The organism is Paludisphaera borealis (assembly GCF_001956985.1).
Lineage (GTDB): Bacteria > Planctomycetota > Planctomycetia > Isosphaerales > Isosphaeraceae > Paludisphaera > Paludisphaera borealis.
In genome coordinates this window covers 758414-779895 of the sequence record NZ_CP019082.1, presented here as the reverse complement: position 1 = coordinate 779895, position 21482 = coordinate 758414, and the positions used below count along the sequence as shown (strand labels likewise).

At 67.7% G+C, this 21482-nt stretch carries 13 protein-coding genes; 8 read left to right on the top strand and 5 right to left on the bottom strand.

What is annotated here, in order from left to right; translation table 11 throughout:
- Positions 1-2: 2 nt before the first annotated feature.
- From BSF38_RS02975 to BSF38_RS02940, 8 genes are all read left to right on the top strand, one after another.
- Entirely contained in the window at positions 3-899 is an 897-nt protein-coding gene (locus tag BSF38_RS02975; protein WP_076343386.1) for a DUF58 domain-containing protein, read from the top strand.
- A 111-nt stretch (positions 900-1010) separates the two neighbouring features.
- On the top strand, positions 1011-1691 hold the full coding sequence (locus tag BSF38_RS02970; RefSeq protein WP_145951943.1) for a hypothetical protein: 681 nt from the start codon (positions 1011-1013) through the stop codon (positions 1689-1691).
- A 52-nt stretch (positions 1692-1743) separates the two neighbouring features.
- Positions 1744-2544, top strand: a complete 801-nt coding sequence (locus tag BSF38_RS02965) for a hypothetical protein (RefSeq protein WP_076343384.1) — start codon at positions 1744-1746, stop codon at positions 2542-2544.
- A gap of 65 nt (positions 2545-2609) precedes the next feature.
- Complete coding sequence (locus tag BSF38_RS02960) at positions 2610-3122, top strand: hypothetical protein (protein WP_145951942.1); 513 nt, start codon at positions 2610-2612, stop codon at positions 3120-3122.
- A 47-nt stretch (positions 3123-3169) separates the two neighbouring features.
- Positions 3170-4084 (top strand): hypothetical protein, encoded by a 915-nt coding sequence (locus BSF38_RS02955; protein ID WP_076343382.1) that lies wholly within the window; start codon positions 3170-3172, stop codon positions 4082-4084.
- Positions 4085-4147: 63 nt separating this feature from the next.
- Positions 4148-6121, top strand: a complete 1974-nt coding sequence (locus BSF38_RS02950; protein WP_076343381.1) for a BatA domain-containing protein — start codon at positions 4148-4150, stop codon at positions 6119-6121.
- 19 nt (positions 6122-6140) lie between these two features.
- Positions 6141-9470 (top strand): hypothetical protein, encoded by a 3330-nt coding sequence (locus tag BSF38_RS02945; protein ID WP_076343380.1) that lies wholly within the window; start codon positions 6141-6143, stop codon positions 9468-9470.
- Between the two features lie 67 nt (positions 9471-9537).
- A complete protein-coding gene (locus BSF38_RS02940) occupies positions 9538-12060 on the top strand; it encodes a glutamine amidotransferase (protein WP_076343379.1) in 2523 nt (840 codons plus the stop codon).
- Positions 12061-12094: 34 nt separating this feature from the next.
- On the opposite strand, the gene BSF38_RS31615 is transcribed toward BSF38_RS02940, so the two are convergent.
- From BSF38_RS31615 to BSF38_RS02915, 5 genes are all read right to left on the bottom strand, one after another.
- Positions 12095-13801 (bottom strand): EF-hand domain-containing protein, encoded by a 1707-nt coding sequence (locus tag BSF38_RS31615; RefSeq protein ID WP_076343378.1) that lies wholly within the window; start codon positions 13799-13801, stop codon positions 12095-12097.
- The gene (locus tag BSF38_RS02930; RefSeq protein WP_076343377.1) at positions 13798-15165 is read right to left on the bottom strand and encodes a DUF1501 domain-containing protein; all 1368 of its coding nucleotides are present in this window, start codon (positions 15163-15165) and stop codon (positions 13798-13800) included. The genes BSF38_RS31615 and BSF38_RS02930 overlap by 4 nt, the downstream gene beginning before the upstream one ends.
- Positions 15166-15273: 108 nt before the next feature.
- Positions 15274-16932, bottom strand: coding sequence for a DUF1553 domain-containing protein (locus BSF38_RS02925; protein ID WP_168189296.1), 1659 nt, complete (start codon positions 16930-16932; stop codon positions 15274-15276).
- 14 nt (positions 16933-16946) lie between these two features.
- A complete protein-coding gene (locus BSF38_RS02920) occupies positions 16947-20912 on the bottom strand; it encodes a WD40 domain-containing protein (protein ID WP_076343376.1) in 3966 nt (1321 codons plus the stop codon).
- Positions 20909-21355, bottom strand: coding sequence for a BlaI/MecI/CopY family transcriptional regulator (locus tag BSF38_RS02915; protein ID WP_076343375.1), 447 nt, complete (start codon positions 21353-21355; stop codon positions 20909-20911). Before BSF38_RS02915 ends, BSF38_RS02920 begins: the two co-directional genes overlap by 4 nt.
- Positions 21356-21482 lie beyond the last annotated feature (127 nt).

The following is a 21482-nucleotide window of genomic DNA, read 5'->3' as shown; positions in this document are numbered from 1 at the left end:
CGATGCCCTTCGACCCCCGCGCCCTGATCGACCCGGCGTTCTTCTCGCGACTCGAATCGATGGAGCTGCGCGCCCGGGCGATCGTCGAGGGATCGATGCACGGGATGCATCGCAGCCCGTTCCTGGGAATGAGCGTCGAATTCGCGACCCACCGCGAGTACGCCCCCGGCGACGACCTCCGGCATTTGAACTGGTTGCTCTACGCCCGACACGACCGGCTCTACGTCAAGGAGTACGACGCCGAGACGAACCTCAACCTTCACCTGCTGGTCGATACGAGCGCCTCGATGTCCTGCGCGAATTCGGGCCGGAGCAAGCTGCACTACGCGGCCTCGCTCGCCGCCGCGATCGCGTATCTGGCGCTGAAGCAGGGGGACGCGGTCGGCCTGACCCTGTTCGCCGACCGGGTCGTCTCGCACATCGCCCCGCGTGCGAAGCCGAACCAGCTTGACGCGGTGCTCGCGGCCATCGCCCGAGCCGAGACGAGGCCGGCGACCGACAACGATCGCGCGCTGCACGAGGCCGCCGCGTTGACCGGGCGCCGGGGAATGGTCGTTCTCCTCGGCGACCTGTTCGGCGATCTCACGGCGATCGTCGGCGGACTCGACCACCTTCGGTTCCTGAACCACGAGGTGGTCGTGCTTCAAATTCTCGATCCCTATGAACGCGATCTCTCCGTCGACGGACATATCCGGTTCCGAGACCTCGAAACCGGCGACGACCTGACGACCCAGGCCGAAGGGGTTCGCGAAGCGTACCTGGAGGCGGTCGCCGACTGGCGTCGGAAACTGGAGACCGAATGCCGCAAACGGGCCGTCGACCGAGTCGAGTTGATCACGACGGAGCCGCCCGACCGCGCGCTCCTTCAATATCTCGTCAAGCGCTCGAAGACCTTCTGAACTCGGGGAGATCGAACCATGACGGCGCTGTTCGCACTGACGCTGATATCGGGATTCCTCGATGAGCCTGGGCCCCTGAACCCGACCGATCCAGCCTCTCGACTGGAATTCATGAAACGAATCGTGGCGGAGCACCCTCTGCGCCGGGCCGACACTCCCGACGTCGCCTATCGGCTGGCGCCCGAGCCCTTGCTGAGGTTCAACAACAAGGTCGGGACGGTCGAGGACGGCACGCTGTTCAGTTGGTTCGACGCCGACGACCGGCCGGTGGCCGTCGTGCAGGTCTATCGTACGACCGACACCGGCTGGCGGCAGGCGTTTACGTCGCTGTCGACCGCGCCTTTGACGAACGGAAACGTCTGGAATCCCGACAAGCCGGGGATCGAGTTCCAGCCCGTCCCCAAAGCGCCCAGGCCGGCCGAAACGCGCGAGGCGCGACTGCGGCAGATGCACGACCTGCTCAAGGGTTTCGAAGCGGAGATGGACCTCGAAGGCACCCGGCATCGTCTCCGCCCGCTCGCCAGGCCGCTAATCCGCTACGGCAAAGCCGGTACCGAAGCCGTCGACGGCGCGCTCTTCGGCTTCGTGCTGACGACCGATCCTGAAGTTCTCTTGCTGCTCGAAGCGCGGCAAGGAAAGAACGGACTCGAATGGCAGTACGCCTTCGCTCCCGAGGCGAGCGCCCCGCTGATCGGCTCGTTCAAGGGCAAGATGGTCTGGGTGTTTTCGCGGACGATTCACGGGTTCAGCCACGAACCCTACTTCGACTGGGGTTATCACGCAACGCCCTGACCGCCCTCGCCCAGGTCCCTGTAACCGAGAATCCCCGAGAGACTCGAAGACGATGATCGCATCCTTCACTCTGAACATGATCCTCTGCCTGATCGCCCAGGGCCCCGCGAAGGACACTCCGGACGGCCGGCTCGATTTCATGAGAGGCTCGCTCGAAGTCGAATCCCTGCGAGCGACCGACGATCCGAAAGCGACCTTCACGCTCCGCGCGGAACCGGTGATGAGGTTCACCAATCCGGTCGGGACCGTGCAGGACGGCGCGATCTTCGTCTGGCTCGGAGAATCGGGGCGGCCGGCGGCGGCCGTGCAGGTGTTCCATCACAACAAGAACGGCAACTGGTATCAGGAATTCTGCTCGCTCTCCGACGTTCCGCTTTCGGCCGGTCGGCTCTGGGGGCCCACCCCCGCGGGGGTCGAGTTCCGGCCGTTCCCAGGCGCGCCGAAACCGGCGGACACTCCGGAGCTGCGGCTTCGACAGATCAACGACCTCGCTCGCGAATGCGCGGCGGAGAACGCGCCCGAAGGCGCGGGCAAGGAGGCGGGCAAGACGCCCGAGAGCTTCCACAAGCTGCGACGACTGACGAAGCCGTACGCCCGCTACGGCAAGGCCGAGACCGGCGTGCTCGACGGCGCCCTCCTCGCCTTCGTCGACGGGACCGATCCCGAGGTCTACCTGCTCGTGGAGGCGAGGCGGACAAAGGACGGCTACGCCTGGCACTACGCCTTCGCCCCCGCGGCCATCGCCCCCATCAAGGGCTACGTGCGCGGGAAAGAGGTCTGGAGCCTCCCCTACCGCGAAGCCTGGCTGGATCGCAACGCGCCCTTCTACGTCGGATGGTTCGCCCGCTCGTAGCCGCGAGAGCCCGAAGACGAAGGCATTAACCCTGGGCCGTACCCGATCGAAGGGAGAGTTGCGTTATGAGAGACGCCCGTTCCGTTGTGACCGCCGCTCTTGGCATCGTGTGGAATATGGGGATCGTGGTGATCGTCCTGGCGGTGCTTGTGGCGATGTCTTCCAAGAACTGGAACGACTCGTTCGTCGACGCGCCTGAGAATACTCCTCAGTCGATCGTCTCGGTTTCGGGAGCCGACAGGGCCCGGATCGCGCTCGAAGTGGGCGAGGGGAAAGCCTACTCGCATTACATCCTGGAGGACAAGGAGGGGAAAGAGCTGCTCCTCGTGACGTACAGCCGGTCGGGCAGTCTCATCGTCACCCTGGGCGAAGCCTTCCCGATTCGGCCAGGCTATTCGGCCACGATCGACGGGTTTTACAATTTCGTGGTGGCGAACGGTGGATTGGATTATCGACTCAAGCTTCGACCCGGCGGCTCCTCCGGTTTCACGGTCTCGAACCGCTCCGAGGGTCTCCGCGACGGCCTCGGCGTCAACGTGGCGGGAAAGCTCGTTCACGACCCCTCGGTCATCGATTGAACACGAAAAGTAAAAAGGTTGAATTCCAGATAGCGGAGCCGCACCGAATGTCCAACCGGGCACGCTGCAACTTGAATCCTCAGGGCCGGTCGACCGTGAGGCGAACGTCCCGCCTGCCGCTCTCGCTCTCGCGATCCGTCGCGGCGCTCGCGGTTCTCGTCGCCTGCGCCGCCGCCGCCGAGGCGCGGTCGCCCCAGGCGAAGACCCCGACCGACGCCGAGGCGCGGCTGGCGTACATGAACAAGATGATCGCGGCCTACGAGGTCCGACCGGCCGACGGCTCGAACGCTCTCTATACGGTGAAGCCCGAGCCGGCCCTGCGGTTCGTGAACACGGTGGGCGCGTCTCGCGACGGCGCGGTGTTTCTTTGGGTCGACGCCAGAGGTCGGCCCGAGGCCGCGGCCCAGGTCATGGTCCTTCGCGGCGGGACCTGGGTCCACGAGCTGACGTCGCTGTCGACGGGGACGCTGGTTGCGAAGTCCGCAGGGCTTCCCGACTGGAAACCGACGGAAGGCGGCGTCCAATTCCGACCGGTCCCCGGCGCTCCGAAACCGGCGGGGACCGCCGAACAGAGGCTCGTTCAAATGCGGGCGCTCACGCGGCTTTTCGTCGTCGAGGATGAGTTTCGCGGCCAGGGATGGCAACGGCTGCGGATGTTGGCGAAGCCGTTCGCCCGGTACGGCGAGAGCAACGGCGCCGTCGTCGACGGCGCGCTGTTCTGCTTCGTGCTGACGACCGACCCGGAGGCTTATCTCCTGATCGAGGCCCGCAAAGGCTCGAACGGCCTCGAATGGCAGTACGCCCTGACGCGGATGACCATCTACCCGCTTCGCGCCTCGCTCCAGGGGAAAACCGTCTGGAACGAGGGCTTCCGGTTCGGCGACAGCCCGACCGCGACGTTCGTCAATCGGGTGCTGACGCCAGACCCCGAAGCCCCTCGCGAGCCGCAAGCCGATCGATGAGGGTTTTGCACAACGGAATGGTTCGTCTTACCTTAGAGACGACGAACGGGGAGCGATCGAGCGATGCAATTCGTCCAGTTCGGAATGCTTGGAGCCCTGGCCGCGCTGGCGATTCCGATCGTCATCCATCTTCTCTTCCGCAACCGCCCGAGAACGATCGAACTCGGAACGCTCCAGTTCCTTCACGTCGTGCTCCGCGAGAACGCCCGGAAGCGGAAGGTCAAGCGCTGGCTCCTTCTCGCCCTGCGGCTCGCGTGCGTCGCGCTGGCCGCGTTGATGTTCGCTCGGCCCTTCTTGCCGGCGCTCGAACCGAAAATCGGCGATCGACTTGTGATCGTGCTGATCGACCGATCCGCGAGCATGGGCCTGACGCCAGGCCCGTCTCCCCTCGGGAAAGCCGTGGAGCTGGCGCGGCGGATCGTCGATCGGCTCGGTCCGAACACGAAGCTCGAAGCCGCCGTCTTCGATCGCGAAGTCGTCCCGATGAAAGATCCCGCCAGTGAACTTCGAGCCGGGCTTGAGCCGGCTTCGGGAACGGGCACGGATTACGCGGCGGCCCTGGCCTGGGCTCGCGACCTCTGCGTTCGCTCGCGAGAAACGCGGAAGGAGATTCATCTCTTCACCGACCTGCAACGCTCGGGGCTCGATCGAGGCGAACGGGTCGAGTTGCCGGCCGACGTGGACGTTCAGATCATCGACGTCGGCCGGCCGTTTCCGAAGAACGTCGCGGTGACGGCCGTGGCCGCATCCCCCTCGGCCCCGAGACCGGGGGGTTCGACCACGGTGACGGCGGCGGTTCGGAACGCGTCGCCGTTGCCTCTGGCCGGCGTACCGGTTCGCCTCCACCTTGAATTCGACGGCGACGAACGCGACCAGGAAAAGACGATCGACCTGGACGGCGGAGCGGAGTCGGCGGTCGTCTTCGATCTCAAGAAGCTTCCCGCCGGAGTCTGGCGCGGCGCCGTGAGAGTCGAGGTCGAAGGCGACCAACTGGCGATCGACGATCGCCGCTACCTCGCCGTCTCCGTCGCTCCTCCGGCGGCGATCCGGATACTGGACGGCGATCCGGGGCGAAACGGAATCGGCGGCGAGACTTACTATCTGCGGGCCGCGCTTCAACTCGCACCGAACGGAAAGACGTACGCGAAGTCGCCGTTCGAGTTGACGACGACCGATGCGTCGGGCGAGGGGGGAACCGCCGTTCCGCCGCTGGAAGGCGTCTCAGTAGTCGTGCTCGCGAACATCGGCTTGCTGGAAGTCGCCGACGCGACTCGACTCGCCGCGTTCGTCGAGGCGGGAGGCGGGTTGATCGTCTTCACCGGCGATCGGTTCGGGCCCAAGGCGGCGAAAGCGCTCGCCGACGTCGGCCTCGGCGTCGGCGCGGTCGGCGACGCATCGCGATCGACCGACCTGCCGTGGCGGCTCGATCGCTGGGAGACGTCGCACACCGTCTTTCAACCGTTCGCGAACCCTGAACACGGCGATCTCCACCGCCCGGCCTTCACGACGATCACGCCGATCCAACCGTCGCCCTCGGCCCGCGTTCTGGCTTCGTTCCGCGGAGGAACCCCCGCGCTGCTGGAGACGAGCCACGGCAAGGGGAAGGTCCTCTGGTTCGCATCGGCCTGCGACCGCGATTGGGGCGACTGGCCTCGCGGCCGGCTCTACGTCCCGCTCGTCCACCAGATGGCCTCTTACGTCTCGGGCCATGCCGACGGCGGCCCCGTCCGCCGCCTCCTGGCCGCCGACGGCCAGGCGCCCGGCGTCAGTGAACAGGATGGGATCGTCCGCATCGTCAACGCCGACCCGTTCGAGTCCGACTCGGCCCGGACGACTCCTCGCGAGTTCGCCGGGCGATTCGGGTTTCGAATCCCCGACGCGCCCGCGATGAGTTCAACCGACGAGGCCGACGCCGCCGTCGCGTCCGCCAAACCCGACGAGCGGCTGCGACGAGACGAGGTCTGGCCTCAACTCGCCGCGGCCTTGCTCGGGTTCTTGCTCCTCGAACAATTTCTCGCCAACCGAACGGCTGCCTGATCCGTCGAAAGGAACGACCGTGAGCCTCACCATCAACGACCCCACGGCAGCACCGTTTCTCGAACGCTTCGAGGACCTTCGCGCCTCGCTCCGGCGATCGCAAATCGGCCTCGGCCTCGGCCTTTCGGCGCTCGTCGCCGGAACCTGTCTGATCGCACTGACGGCGGCCGACTTCTGGTTCGAGTGGACCGGCGCGGCCCGGACGGCCGGATTGGCCTGCGCGGTTCTGATCACGCTGGCCACGGTGGTCCGGCGCGTGATCGCGCCGGCTCGGTGGTGGAGCCGACCGAGAACCGCGGCCGAGATCGAACGCCGGTTTCCGCAGCTCGGCCAGCGCATCCGCACGGTCATCCAGTACGGCAGACTCGACGACGACGCGATCGCCGACGCCGGCGTCGCGCCGGGGCTCGTCGAAGCCCTCGGCGAAGAGATCGAGGGGCATATTCAGCCGTTGTCGCTCAACCGCGTCGTCCCTCGCGAGAAGGTCTGGCTTGTCGCCGCGGCGTCGGTGGTTCCCGTCGCCGTCCTGCTCGTCGCGGCGGCCGCCGCCCCGGAATGGCGAACGGCCCTCAAGCGAGCCCTACTGGGTAATGCGGTCTACACAAGCCTGGCGATCCTGCCGGGCGATACGCGGATCGAGCAGGGGGAATCGGTCGATTTCACGGTCGAACTGAAAGGTAGACCGCGTCGTCATGTCACCCTGCGGACGCGTCCCGCCAACCGGCCGACCGATCCCTGGACCACGACGCCGATGCATCCGTCTGACCGCTCGAGTGCGAAAGGGGGCGCGGTCCCTCGCGTTGCGACGGTCGACGCGATCCAGGAGCCGCTGGTCTACTGGGTCGACGCCGGCCCGGAATCGAGTTCGACCTACGAGATCGACGTTCGATACCCTCTGGCCGTCCAGACCCTGGAAATCGGGCTGAACGCTCCAGCGTACACGCGCCTCGCCCCGTCGATCGCGAAAGGGGGAGACCTCCAGGCGATCGCGGGGACGATCGCGACGTTTCGGCTCTCGTTCGACGCCGCGCCAGCCGAAGCGTCACTGGTATTCACTGATCCTTCGATCCGACCGAAGAAAGGCGACCCCGAACCGAAGCCCCTGGTTCTGCCGTTGCGCGCCGAGAGCGGAACGTACGTCGCCAGCACAACACTGGCGAAGAGCGGGCATTATCGAATCGAGGCGCGAACGGCCGACGGCCGAGCCGTCGCCAAGAACCGCTATCGGATCGACGTTCATGAAGACCGCGCCCCACGCGTCAGTTTTGATGAACCCAATGAGGCGCTCGAGGTCCATCCCGTGGCCGAGGTCCGTAATCGGATCCGGCTCAGCGACGATTTCGGCCTCTCCCGCGCCGGGATCGTGGTTCGGATGAACGACGGCGAGGAACGAACCTTGCTGCTGAAGGAGTTCGCGACCGGCTCCGCCGACGCGTTGACCGCGACGGCGACGTTGGAAGAAATGCTCATGCTCGAGACATTCAAGGCGACGTCGACCGACAGCATCGTCTATTACGCCTTCGCCGAGGATAATCATCCCGACGGGGCGCGCCGGACCGAGACCGACCTGAGATTCCTCGACATCCGCCCGTTCAAACGCGAGTACCAGTTCAGCGAGGGCGGCGGCGGAGGCGGAGGCGACGGTGAATCGACGTCGCTCGACGAATTGATCGCCCGCCAGCGGTTCAACCTCAGCCGCGCCTCGCGACATGCTCGGCGACGTCCCAACGACCGGACTCCGGCCGAGGACCCGATCCGGATCGCAACGTTCGAGGAAACGCTCGTGGGCCTCGTCCGCGAATTCACGGAGGGCCTCGAAGGCGTGGTCGGCGAACGGATCGAACCGCTGCACCAGGCCGAGGAAGCGATGCTGGCTTCGGTCGAGACCCTCGACAGGGGCCGCACCGAGGAAGCTTCGACCCGCATGACCGAGGCCCTTCACCACCTCATCGAAGTACGGCGGACGTTCCGGCTCGTGATCGGCGGCGGCGGCGGCCGGGCAGGCGCCGCAAGGGCCTTCGATCGGCGGATGAACCAGAAGCTCCGCCCCCCGAGAAGCAAGAGCGCCGAGGCCGACAGCATCGCCCTCGAACTCGAACAGCTCGCCCTGGCCGAAGACTCCGTCCACGCGACCTTGAAGAACCTGAACCCTGAGAACGAGGCGAAGGAGGACGAGACCAAAGCCCGCGCCGACGCGCTGGGCCGTCAGGAGACGATCGCCGACGAGGCGAGAGCCCTCGAAGAGCGGCTCAAGCGTCTCGAACAAGCCTCCGACCTGGCCAAGGAACGCATGACGAGCGCCGCCGAGGTCACCGAAAAAGCCGCCGCCGCCCTGACGCGGGGGAACACCAAGGAAGGAACCGCGGCCGCTCGCGCCGGAGCCCTCCTCCTGCACGAGGTCGCCCGTCAGGTCAAAGGGGACGTCAGCACCGAGATCGCCGACGAGCTGGCTCAGGCCCGCGACCTCGCCGACGAACTCGCGCGCCAGGAGGCCGAATTCGCCGAGTACCTCGCTCGTCGTTCATCAACCTCCTCCCCCACAGGCGACGACCGCGACCAGAACGGCGAACCCGGGAACGAGAAAGCTCCCGAGACGGATGCGGAGCCCGGCTCGAACGCGGGCTCGACCACTCGATCCGAATGGAAGGCGATGACCGACGCCGAGAAGCTCGAACAGATGAAGGAGGCGGCCAGAACCCTGGAGGAGTGGCTCAAGGGCGCCGCTCAGAACGCCGAAGGCGACGCCGCCTCGCAGGTTCGCGAGTTGCTGGAGCAAGGCGAGACCGCCGCAATCGTCGAGAAGGCCGACCGCGTGGGCGCCTTGTATCTCGACGACCGAAAAAAGGAAGCCGCGGACGAAGCCCGAGACCTGGCGCGCACGCTCGAAGGGCTCGCCCGCCGCATCGATGGAATTCACCGGGGGATGATCGCCCCGGAACTCGCCAGGCTCACCGAGCTTGACCAACGCGTCGCCCGGCTGGCGTCCCGCCTGGACAAGCTGGAGACCGAAGCTCAGCGCGACGAGTGGCTTGGGCAATCCGAGGCCCTCCTTCGCGATCTCGAAAAAGCGGGACTGACCGCCGCCGCCGAGGCCCTTGAACGCGTCCTCAAGGAAGACCGGTCGGGGGTCAAGCCCTGGAACGCGGGGCCTGACGGATACCTCGTCCCTCCGGCCGATTACGCGGGGGCCTTCTCGAAGGTCTCGGCGAAGCTCCGCGAGCGGGTCCAGGAGTTGATTCTCCGGGATCTCGCCGCCTCCCGAGACGAGTCGACGCCTCCTGAATATCGCGAATTGGTCGAGCGCTATTACGAAGTCCTTTCGACCGACGGGGCGAAGGCGACTCCTTGATCGTCGGGTCGGCCGTCGCCGCCCTGGTCCTTCCCCGATTCGAGCCTTTCATCCGAGCCGAGGTCCGATGAGCGTTGAATCGACCCTGCAATGGGCGCCTCCTTTTTCGATCGCCCTCGTCACGGCGGCGGTTGTGGGAATCGCGGCGACGGCCCTGCTGCTGCGCAAGACCGCCGGCCGCCCCATCGCGCCGGCGAGACGGCGGTCGCTCCTGGTCCTTCGGCTGCTCACCTTGGCGGTCCTCGGCTTGATCCTCCTCAATCCCATTCGGGTCGACGAGACGGCCGGGCCGATCGAGCGGCCGAAGGTGGTTTATCTGCTGGATTCGTCCCAGAGCATGGCCCTGGGCAAAGCGGGGACGCGATTTGATCAGGTCGTCGGAGTCATCCGAGACCGAGGCTTGTCGAACGACCCGAAGGCGGGCGCGCAGGTGAGCGTCTTTCGCTTCGGCGACCGCCTCGCCGCCGTCGATCCGGCGTCGCTGAATCCCCATCCCACAACCGACGACTCGACGCCTCGATCGGCCCCCGGAGAAGCGCTCGCCGCCGCGCCGGGGGCTTCACAGGAACCGCCCGAGCCGACCGACTCCGACACGCGGCTCGCCGCCTCGCTTGAAGGACTCGCGGGGCGGTTCGACTCGACTCCTCCGCAAGCCGTCGTGGTTTTCTCGGACGGCCGCGCGCGCGATCCGGAACGGGCCGACGCGATCGCTCGCGCCTATCGCAAGCTGAACGTTCCCGTCCATGTCTTCCCCGTCGGCGAGGAAGACGTCGGAGGCGACGTGGCGATCGTCAGCATGGTCGCGCCGACTCAGGCGCGCAAGTTTTCCGAGATCGCCAGCCAGGTGTTCGTCCGGAGCTTCGGCTACGCGGGACGTGGAGCGGAGTTGAAGATCGTCGCTCTCGATCCGTCCGGTCAACCCAGCGCCGTGCTGGCCCGGACTCCGATCTCGCTCCAGGACGGCCTTGCCACGTATACGCTTAGCTTCTCATCGGGCGACGAGGACCGGAAAATCGCCGCCGTGATCGATCCCCAGCCGGGCGAGGTTTCAGCCGAGAACAACCAATTCACGACCGAGTTGTCGATCGATCATACGAAGATCCGCGTCCTCTACCTGGAAGGGGCGACCGAGAGCTTCGTCGCCAATCGGGCGACGGGCGGGCGCGGCGCCAATTCGTCGACCGCGGGCGAAGTGAAGGGGGCTTATTCGCCGCTGCTGGAAGCGCTGACCGAAGACCCGGACATTGAATGCGCGGCCGTGACGCTGTTGACCGGGGCCTCCGGAAACGTGTCGTTCTTCACCCGAGCCGACGCACGGCTGCGAGGATTGCCGTCGACGGCTTCGGAGTTTTTCGCCTTCGACGCGCTCATCCTCAGCAACGTTCCTCGCGAAGCGCTCGGCGACGAGCAACTCGCCTGGCTCGAAGACTGGATCGGCCATCGCGGGGGAGGGCTCTGCATGGCGGGGGGGCCGAACTCGTTCGCCTCGGGCCGGTGGAACGAATCCTCGGTGGCGAAGATGCTTCCCGTCGAGTTGTCTGCCGTCGGCCGCGACTGGCTCGACGACCCGGTGACTCTGCGACCGTCCAACGCCGGACGCCTGCATCCGATCTGGCACATTTCCACCGACGAAGTGAAGAACCGCGACCTGCTCAAAACGCTGCCGGCGTTCCAGGGCCACAACCGGCTCGGCCGGCTGAAGCCGGGGGCCGAGGCCGTGGCGACCGACGGCGACGCCTCGCCGTCCCCCTTGATCGCCGCTCAGCCGTTCGGCCGAGGACGCACGATGGCGATGCTGACGGGCGTCACCCGGCGGTACGCCAACGACTTCAGCCTTCGCTGGGGCGAGGGCGACGCGCGCTATTACAACAAATTCTGGCGCAACGTGGTTTACTGGCTGACCGAGAATTCGTCGATCGCTCGGCGACGGCTGCTCGCCGAAACCGATAAACGACTCTATCGACCCGGCGAGCCGATCATGGTGCGGGCGCACGCGTTCGACGAGAACGCCGCGGCGACGCTCGGCTATCGAGTCGCCGTGTCGATCGAGCCCAGAAGCGCCTCCGACGCCGCCTCCGATCTCTCTCCCTTGCGACGCCCCTCGGGCCTGCCCAGCGAATCGGCCGAGGCGACCGCCGCCGGGGGGCCGCTCCTCCCCTGGGGCGACGAGTTCGAGCTGACGCGGTCGGCCGCCGATACCGCGTACAACGCCAAGCTCGATATCGCGACCGCGAAGTCTCTGCCGCCCGGCGTGACCTTGACTCAGGGCCTGCGCATCGAGCTGACCGCCTACGAGGACAACACGCAGGTCGACAGCACGGCGATCGAAGTGCAGGTGCTCGACGACCCGACCGAACAACAAAATCCGTTGCCCGATCACGCCCTGCTGCGACGGATCGCCGAGCAGTCGGGCGGGACCGTGCTCAAAACCGCCGACGACCTCTCCTCGATGCTCGCCGGGCTGCCGCGAATCGTCGGTCCTTCCGAGATCAAGACGGTTCCCGCCTGGAGCACGTGGCCGCTGCTGCTCGCGCTCCTGGCCCTGCTGACGATCGAGTGGGTCTGGCGGCGGCGGCTCGGGCTCGCCTGATCCGCAACGGCCGCGCCGCGATCTCGCCCTACCCCTACGACTTCGCGGCGGCGGCTTCGTCGGGATTCAGGAGTCCGTCGCGATCGACGTCGAGCCGGTCGAAGTCGGCGCGCGGGCCGAGGAATTCACGACGGGAGACGTCGCCGTCGTGGTTGCGATCCATCCTGCGGAACCACTCCGGGCCGGAGGCGGCCGGCTTCGCGACAGGAGCGGGGACGTGGTGGCCGATCGCCAGGTTCGCGTGGAAGGGATTGAACCGACCTCGGCCGATCGTCATCTGGAAGTGATGAGGGATCTCATCGGCGCTCACCTGACCGTCACCGTTGCGGTCCCAGGACGACACCCGGTCGACGGCGCTGCGAACCTCGCGCTCGCCTAGCTTGCGGTCGCGGTTCAGATCCACGATCGCGAAGATCGCGCGGCCCTGGTCGGCCGCCGAGAGAACCAACTGGCTGCGCGCGACGCGCGACTGGCGTTCGGAGAAGGCGTCGACCTCCTTGAGATCCACCTTGCCGTCGCCGTCGCGATCCAGGAGATCGAACAAAGAGGACAGAGGCGCCTGGTCCTTCACCTCCGACTTTTCCAGATACATGTTCTTGTCGACGTCGGCGGCGCGGAACAGGTTCTGATAGTAGGACTTCGCGGCCTCGTCGCCGCGGGCGCCGGCGTCGGCGTGGAATTCGAGATTCACCTCGCCGACGGCCACCTCGATGTCGGAGCTGGAGATCCGCTGAACCCGCACCCCCGGCGGGACCGCTTTGGAGCCCGAGCTGCCGACCTCGATCGAGGCGGGCGTCTTGCCGTCGTCGGGCAGCTTGACGGTCAGTTCGACGTCCGGGGCGGCCTTGGCCAGATAGCGACGTAGTTCCTCGGAGTCGAGAGCCGAGTCGGCGTCGGCGTCGGCGGCCTCGAAGTCACGGGGATCGATGCCGAACTCGCCGTGCGAAAGCCGGTTGTCGCCCCCGACCGCGCCTTCGCCGGCGCCCGTGTCGTACCGCCGCAAGAGCATCCGGACGGGGCGGACCGAAGGGGCCTCGGCGGACAGCTCGATCACGGGAGGGACGGCCGTGAACCGGCCGCGCCGGGTGTCGTCGACCTCGAACTGCGCGGCCGTCGGGTTGCGGAACGGATCGAGTTCGTCGGGGCTGATCTGTTCGTCGTCGTCGAGGTCGAATCGACGAAGCGAAGCGACCGCCGACCGCAGCTCGGCTTGCGAGAGGCGGCCGTTCTTGTCACGGTCGAGTTGATTGAACAAGGCGTCGGTCTTCTCGACCGCGAGGCGGTCGACCTGAACCCGAAACGGTCCCAGCGCGGGACGAAGCACGGCGGCCAGCTCGTCCAGCGAGACCTTGCCGTCGCGCGGATCGGCGTCGAGGTCGGCGGTCGGCAGAGCGGCGTTGTTGCCGGTCGCGGCGCGAACCATCGTGGGCAGGCCGCCGCGGTCGGCCTCCTGGCGGGTCAGCGTGCCGTCGCCGTCGCGGTCGAGATAGCCGTGCAACTCTTTCACGGCGTCGAGCCACGCCGAGCGGAACCCTCGGCCGCCGGTGTCGAACTTCAACCGAATGAACACCGGGCGGCCGTCGGCGAGAAACATGAGGTCCTGGGGCCCCTCGCGATCACTCGCAGGCGCGGGGTCGGGACGGTCGTCGGCCTCCGAGCGGGAGGGAGCCGAGCCCAGGATCGCGGCCAGAAACGCCGGAGCCGTCGCCGAGAGCAGGCGGAACGCGCCAGAGCGAATCATGCGAGCACCTCTTGAATCGGCTTCGCTTTCGGGTCGACGAGTCGAATCGGCCGCCCGGCCTCGGCCAGGTTCTGGGCCATCGGGTCGACGCCGAGCGCCTTGCAGATCGTGGCCAGAAAGTCGGGCACGGCCACGGGCCTGTCCGTGACCTTCATGCCGTCCACGCCCGTATCGCCGACGAACTGGCCTCCCTTGATTCCGCCGCCGCCGAGAACCGCGGTCCAGGCGTCGGGGAAGTGGTCCCGGCCGGCGTTGGAGTTGATCTTGGGGGTTCGGCCGAACTCGCCCATCCAGACGATCAAGGTCGAGTCGAGCAATCCTCGGGTGCGAAGGTCGTCGATCAAGGTCGACCAGGCCGGGTCGAGGACTCCGCTCAACTGCTTCACGGCGTCGAAGTTCCCGGCGTGGGTGTCCCATCCGAGCCCTCCCGACGATTGGGCCGACGACAAGGTCACCTCCACGAACGGCACTCCGCGCTCGACGAGCCGGCGGGCGAGCAAGCACCCCTGACCGAACGGCGTCCGCCCGTAGGCGTCGCGGAGCGTCGCCGGTTCCTCGTCAAGCTCGAACGCTTTCCCCGCCGACGACCTCATCAGCCGTACGGCGCGCTGATAGGCGTCGTCGTGGCTCTCCGGAGAGACCCCCGGATGACGTCCGCCGAAGTCGCGGCGCATCGCATCGAGCAGGGCCAGGCGAGAGTCGGATCGATGCGGATCGATGCCGGCGGGAAGGTTCAAATCCTCCACCGCGAACGACAAGTTCCGCGCGTCGCGGCCGCCTCCCGGCGTCGTCACGGCGCGCTCGCCGACAACCAGCGGCGCGAACTGCGGCCCGAGAAAGCCCGAGCTGAAGGCCGCCGGATTCAACGCCCGCACCGGCGCGACGCTGACGAAGTTGGGCAGCTCCGCAGCGTCATCGCCGAGTTCCTTCGAGAGCAGCGAGCCGAGCGTCGGGTAGCGGATGGGACCGGCGGGAAGGTAGCCTGTCCGCATCGTGAACGTGGCCCGGCCGTGGTCCCCTTCTTTCGTGCTCATCGAGCGGATGAGGGCCAGGTCGTTCATCCGCTTCGCCAGCCCCGGCAGGTGCTCGCTGATCTTGACGCCCGCCACGGCGGTGTCGATCGCCTTGAATTCGCCGCCGTTGGCGTGCCCCGGTTTGGGATCAAAGGTGTCGGTCTGGGTCGGGCCTCCCGACATCCAAAGCAGAATGCACGCCTTCCGGCGCTTCGGGTCGGCGGCGGCGTTCGCCGCCAGGGCCTCGATCCAGCCCGAGACCGAACAACCGACCGCGCCCGCGGCGGCGAGCCTCATCAGGGCGCGACGGGAGAGCCCCCCGGCGTTACGCGTCGATCGAAAGGAGGTCATGGCGTCTCGTCTCCTCGTCTCCGGCGCGACGCCGGCTCACAATCTGTCAGCGCGATACTCGGCCTCCCCACGAAGCCGGACGAACGCACGGAGCAGCCAGGCTCCAACTCAGTGATTGAACCGAAACTCAGGACTGTTCAGCAGCGCCCAAAAGACGTCGCCGAGAGCTTTCGCGCGATCGCTCTCGCTCTTTCCCTGCTGCACGAAGGCGGTCATCGCGGCCGACTCGTCGGCTCGGGGGCGACGACTGAGGGCCGAGAGGTAGAGCGATTCGATTTTTCCCGCCGTGTCGAGGAACGGCGAGTCGACGACGGCGGCCAGCGTATTCCCGGTCTCGGGACTCGTCGCCGAAGTGATCAACGGGCCGTTCATCAACGAAAGCGCCTGAAGGATGGAGACTTGCCCCTCCGTCGATTTTTCATCGCGGTTGGCGAACAGCTCGCTGAACCGAGACCGGGCGTCGCCGCCGATCATGTCCTGGCCCGTCGTTCCAAGCCCCGTGGCCTGGGAGAGCGAGTCGAAAAGCTGGTCGGGAGAGAGGCTCCGCAATGGCATCGCTGCGAACAACTGGGGGGGGGCCAGCTCGGAACGGCCGACCGCGCTGGTCAACCCGTACGGCTTGCTGGCGGTGATCGCGCGGATCAGGTACTTGAGATCGTAGCCGTGCTCGCGAAACTCACGAGCCAGGCGGTCGTGAAGCTCGGGATGGGCCGAGGGGTTCTCGTCGCGCAAGTCGTCGACCGGCTCGACGAGTCCGACGCCGAAGAATCGGGCCCAGACGCGATTGACGGCCGCTCGGGCGAAATACGGATTGTCGGGAGCCGTGATCCAGTCGGCCAGAACCTCGCGGCCCGACGCGCCCCGACGCCACTTCGTTTCCGCCTCGCCGGGCAAGGCCGCGCGGGCGACCCTCGTCGTGCCGGGGATCACCATCTCGCGCGGCGACTCGTTCTCGCGGATCTGGCCGAAGGCCTGATTCCCTCCCTGTCGAGTCACCCCGCCGAAGAAAACCGCGAGGCCCCAGAACTCCTCCCGCTTCCAGTGCGAGAACGGGTGGTTGTGGCACTGGGCGCACTCCATGCGCACGCCGAGAAACAGCCGCGAGGCGCTGGCGGCCAGGTTCTCGGGCTTGGCGTCCTTGGCGATGTAGAAGGCCAACGGAGACGGCGAAGCTCTCGGGTCGAGCGCATTCCCCGCGCGCCGGCCCCGACCTCCGAGGCTGACCGTGAGAACCTCGCGGACGATCTTGTCGTAACCGGCGTTGTCGACGACCTTCTTCCGCAGCCAGGCCTCGAAGGTCGGCAGGACGTTGCGAACCTGGGCGTCGGTCTCGGCTTCGGGAAGCAGCATCGCGCGGTACGTTTCCGTCGCTCGGGAGAGATACGCCGGACTTTCGAGGAGCATCTCCACAAGCTTCGCCCGCTTCTCGGCAGTCGGCGCCGGATCGTCGAGAAAGGCGAGAGTCTCATAGACTCGGGGAATCTTGCCGACGAGATCGAGGTAGACGCGGCGGACGAACTCAGCGTCGTCGGCCGACGGGGCAGGGCGGACGTTCGCCTTGGCCCAGGCGTCCTCGAACGTTTTATCGATCACCGCGGTCAGTTCGCTTGACGCCGTGGCTTTGGTCTTGGCGGCCGCCGGCTTCGGATCGGCCCCCGGAACTTCGCGAAGCGACGCGAAGCAGGCCACGGCGAAGGTCGACCACACTGCGATCGTCACAAGTCTCGGGCCGTGCCGCATGGTGCCTCCCGGAGTGGCTTGATCCAAGCCCCTCGACTCCATCAATTCCTCGGTTTAGGAACATCCCAGAACTTCACGGAACGGTCGGCGCCGGCGGTCGCGAGGGTTGAGCCGTCGGGCGAGAACGCCAGGTCGCGAACCGTCGCGGAGTGGCCGACCAGGCGAGCGATCTCGGCGCCGGTCGAAGTCTCGTGAACGGCGACGAGGCCGTCGTTCCGTCCCGACCACCCGAAGGATCGGCCGTCGGGAGCGAACGCCAGTGAAAGGACGCGCCCGGGAAGTCCCGACAAGGTCAGCCGCGAACGGCCGTCGCCGACCTTCCAGAGACGCAGGGTTTCATCAAGGCCGCCCGTGGCGAGCGTCGCTCCGTCCGGCGAGAACTCGACCGCGACGACCGGGCGGGTGTGGCCGGTGAAGCCGTCGAGGGCCTTCCCGTCAGCGATCGTCCAGACCTTGACCTCTCCCCGGGCGTTCGGGCCTGCGTCGCCGACGCCCCCGCCCGCCGCGACGAGGCGGCCGTCGGGAGAGAAACCGACCGACTGCACCCGCCCCCGAAAGCCGTCGAGTCGGACCGATTCCTCGCCCGATTCGGTGGCCCAGAGCGTGACCCAGCCCGACTCGCCGGCGGTGGCCAGCAGCGACCCGTCGGGCGAGAACGCAAGCTCGGTCACGACGCCGTCCAGGCCGTCGATCACATAACGAATCGCCCCCGTTCGGGCGTCCCAGAGCCGGACGGTCTGATCGAACGAGCCCGAGGCGACGGTGGCGCCGTCGGGAGAAAGCGCCACGGCGACGACGCCTCGCGCGTGGCCTTCGAGAGTCAACCGGGGGCGACGCGCGTCAACGTCCCAGAGCGTCACGACGCCGGGGACGTCGGCGCGTCCCTCGGCCACCGCCAGCGTGGAGCCGTCGGCCGAATAGACGACGGCCCACGGGCACGCGGGCTCGGGCTTGAGCGATTCCCGCGCCGTGAGTCGTCGTGCGTTGAGGTTCCAGATCTTCACCGCGCCGTCGACCCCGGCCGATGCGATCGAGCGGCCGTCGGGGGCGTAGGCCAACTCGGCGACCGCCCCCTGATGACCGCGGAGGACGCCGATTTCTCGGCCGGAGCGAACGTCCCGCAAGGCGATCTCACCGTTGTTCAGGGCCGATGCGAGCGTCCGGCCGTCGGGAGAGAACGCCAGGGTTTCGCAGACGCCGTTCTTGTAAGATCGACGGCCGTCGATCGGGAAATCGATCAGGCGCAGTTCGCCGTCGGTTCCGGCGATGGCGAGCGTCTTGCCGTCGGGCGCGAAAGCGAGCGCCGAGGCGCGCGTCGTCGCGACGTCGGGCGGGAGAGTCATGCGGCCCTCGGCCCCCCAGACGATCACGCCGCGATCGGTGCCGGCGGCGAGTCGGACGCCGTCGGGCGAGAAGTCGAGCGACGAGACCACCCCCTCGACCCGGTCGAGTTCGCGTAGCCCGCGCCCGGCCTTGCAATCCCAGAGCAGCACCCGGCCGTCGCTTCCCACCGAGGCGAGCCCGCGCTCGTCGCCGGCGAAGGAAACCGCCACGACCGCGCCCTTGTGCCCCTTGAGTTCGGTCGTCGACCGGCCGGAATCGATCTCGACGAGCCGGATCGTGCCGTCGAGCGCGCCGAAAGCGCCGAGTCGACCGCTGAGTGAGACGGCGAACGGACCGTTCGGGTGATCGAGCACCGCCTTGGAGACGGTCGACGAAGCTCGCGCCAGGCCGGTGACGACGTCCCAATGTTCGATCCCGCCGGAACCCAGGGTGGACAGCGCGCGGCCGTCGGCGGAGAAGCCGAGACCGCGAGTCGGACCGGCGACGTTCCAGCAGGCGGCCGGCGAGAAAGCCGGCGGCGACGGCTCCCAGAGCCGAACGACGCCGTCGAATCCGGCGGTTGCCAACTGCCGGGCTCCGGGGGCGAACGCCAGAGCCGAAACGCCGTCGTGGTGGCCCCGCAGCGTGGCCCGCTCGCGGCCGTCGGTCGGATTCCAGAGTTTGACGGTCGCGTCGAGCCCCCCGGTCGCCAGCATCGAGCCGCCGGGCGAGAACGCGAGGCAGACGACCATGTCGGGATGACCCGCCAGCGTCGCGATCGGTCCCACTCGCCCCGCCTCGGCCTCCCAGAAGCGAACCTCGCCGTCCTCACCGGCCGAGGCGAGCCTCAAGCCCGACCCGGAACCGCCCGGCGCGAAGGCGAGGGCGCGAATCGTCCCGCGATGACCTTCCAGGCGACCGCGAGGGGTCTCCTCGGCCACGTCCCAGAGCGTCACGATTCGGTCGGCGCCCCCCGAGGCGATCGTCCGGCCGTCGGCGGAAAAGGCGAGGGCGCGAACCGATCCGGTGGAACCCAGAAGCACCGCGCGTTCGCGGCCGTCAGGCACGCTCCAGAGCCGAATCGACTTGTCATGCCCCGCCGAGGCGACCGTCTCCCCGTCGGGCGCGAACGCCAGGCCGAAGATCCAGTTGGCGTGCCCCTTCAGAACGGCGAGCGAGCGACCGCCGGCGACGTCCCAGAGGCGGACGGTCGCATCGTAACCGCCCGAGGCGAGCGTCTTGCCGTCGGCTGAAAACGCGAGGCACGAGACCGCGTCGGCGTGACCGCTGAGCCGGCTGACGACCTGGCCCGAGCGGACGTCGCGAAGCACGATCAGAGATCCTTCGCCCGCCGTGGCCAGCAAGGAGCCGTCGGCCGAGTACGCCATCGCCAGCACCGACGACCTCGCGGCGGCCGGAGCAGCCTCGCGGTGCCAGATCTCGCCGGGGCGGTACGCCGCGGGCTCGGGCTCGATCGTCGCGCCCGGCCGGTTCGACGCCAGGTCGAGCCGATCTCTCGGCCGCGCCGAGGCTTCCGGAGTTCGCCCGAAGGCGACGACCACCGCGGCGGCCGCGAACAGAGCGATCGAAGACCGGATCGACAGCCGCGCATGGACCTCGCGATCCGGATCGAGAATCCGCACCAGCCGGCGACGGATCACCATCCGCGACTCGAACAGCCCGAGCACCGACGCGGATGCCGGCTCGGACTCGACCGATCGGCCGGCGACCGTCAGAAACCCTTCGCCGCAGTCGCGGCGCGGCGCCTGGCTCGCCGCCAGGGCCTCGTCGTCGCACGCGTACTCGCGAAGCTGGTCGATCACCCAGTTGGCCACGTGAACGGCCGGATGAAAGAAGAAAACCGATTGCACGAGGCGCTGGGCCATCACCACCCAAAGGTCGCCGCGTCGAACATGCGCGAGTTCGTGGAGCAAGACCCAACGTAACTGTTGCTGGGTCAGGCCGTCCTCAAGATCCGGCGGGAGCACGACCGTCGGCCGGAACAAACCGCCGACGGCCGGCGTGCGGAGACGGGGACTGACCGCCCACTGCACCGGCCTGCGAACGCCCACCGCCGCTTCGAGCGCCCCGACGTCCACCGGCATCCACTCAGGATCGACCGGCAGCGCATCCCGAATCAGAGCCCGGGTCGCCAGCGCCGACCTGCCGAAACGACCGAGCAGCACCAGCGAAATCGCTCCCCAGGCGATCATCAGCCAGGCGCGCGGCGAGAGGGTCGACGACGACGCTCGGACCGGCGGCGAAGCGTCTCGAACCGCCCCCGCCACGGCGGTCGGCGGCGCTTCGGTGGGGCTCGCGACCAGGTCGCCCGTCGTCGGCAACTCGAAGTCCGTCGGCTCGACCGGCGGCGGGATCAGCGCCGTGGCCACGGGCGGCTCGACGACCTTGTCGCCCGGCTGCCACGCCCAGGCCGCGGTCCGTTCGACCACGCGACGGACCGAAGGCGCCGGCAGCCAGGACGGCCAGGGCAACGCTTGCGGCACCGCCAGACGGAGCAGAACCAGGCAGAACATCCCATGAGCGAGCTGCGCCGAGATCCGCCGACGCAAGGGGAGCCAGACCACCAGCACGACCACCAGCAGCCCCGAGGAATCGAGGAGCGCCCGGCCCATCGCCCCGGTCCAGGCCTCGCCCCAGGCGTTCAGGATCTCGATCGAAATCATGGCGCCTCCTCGGGACCGGTCTCCGATGTCGCCGCCGATTCCACCTTCGACGCGGCGTCGCCCCCGGCGGGATGCTGTTCGAGCAACGACCGAAGCTGCGCCAGGTCGTCGGACGTCAAACGACTCCGCTGCACCATGTAGGCCAGCAGCTTGCCGTCGAGCCCTTCGAGGGTCTTGTCCAGCAGGCTGTCGGCCGCCCCGGCGAGCGACTTCCAGGCCGGCCGAGACGGGCGGTACAGATAGCTCGTGCCGACCGCCGTCGCCGTCAAATGCCCCTTGTCGATCAACCGACGCAACAGCGTCTTCGTCGTGCTCGGCGCCCAGCCGTGCTCTACCCCGGCCTCTTCGTATACGTCCCTCGCGGCGCAGCTCTTTCGCCGCCAGACGATCTTCATTACCTTCCACTCGGCCGCCGTCAGCGGCTCGGGGGCTTCATGAGACATTGCCGGATTTCCCCCGGAGAGTTACGATTCCCGTCGTCCGACTACAAATATCGCCGACAGGGCTCCGGTGTCAACTCGAATTCGACCGCTTCGATAAAATCATCGACGCATCGATTTCAGGCCTTGG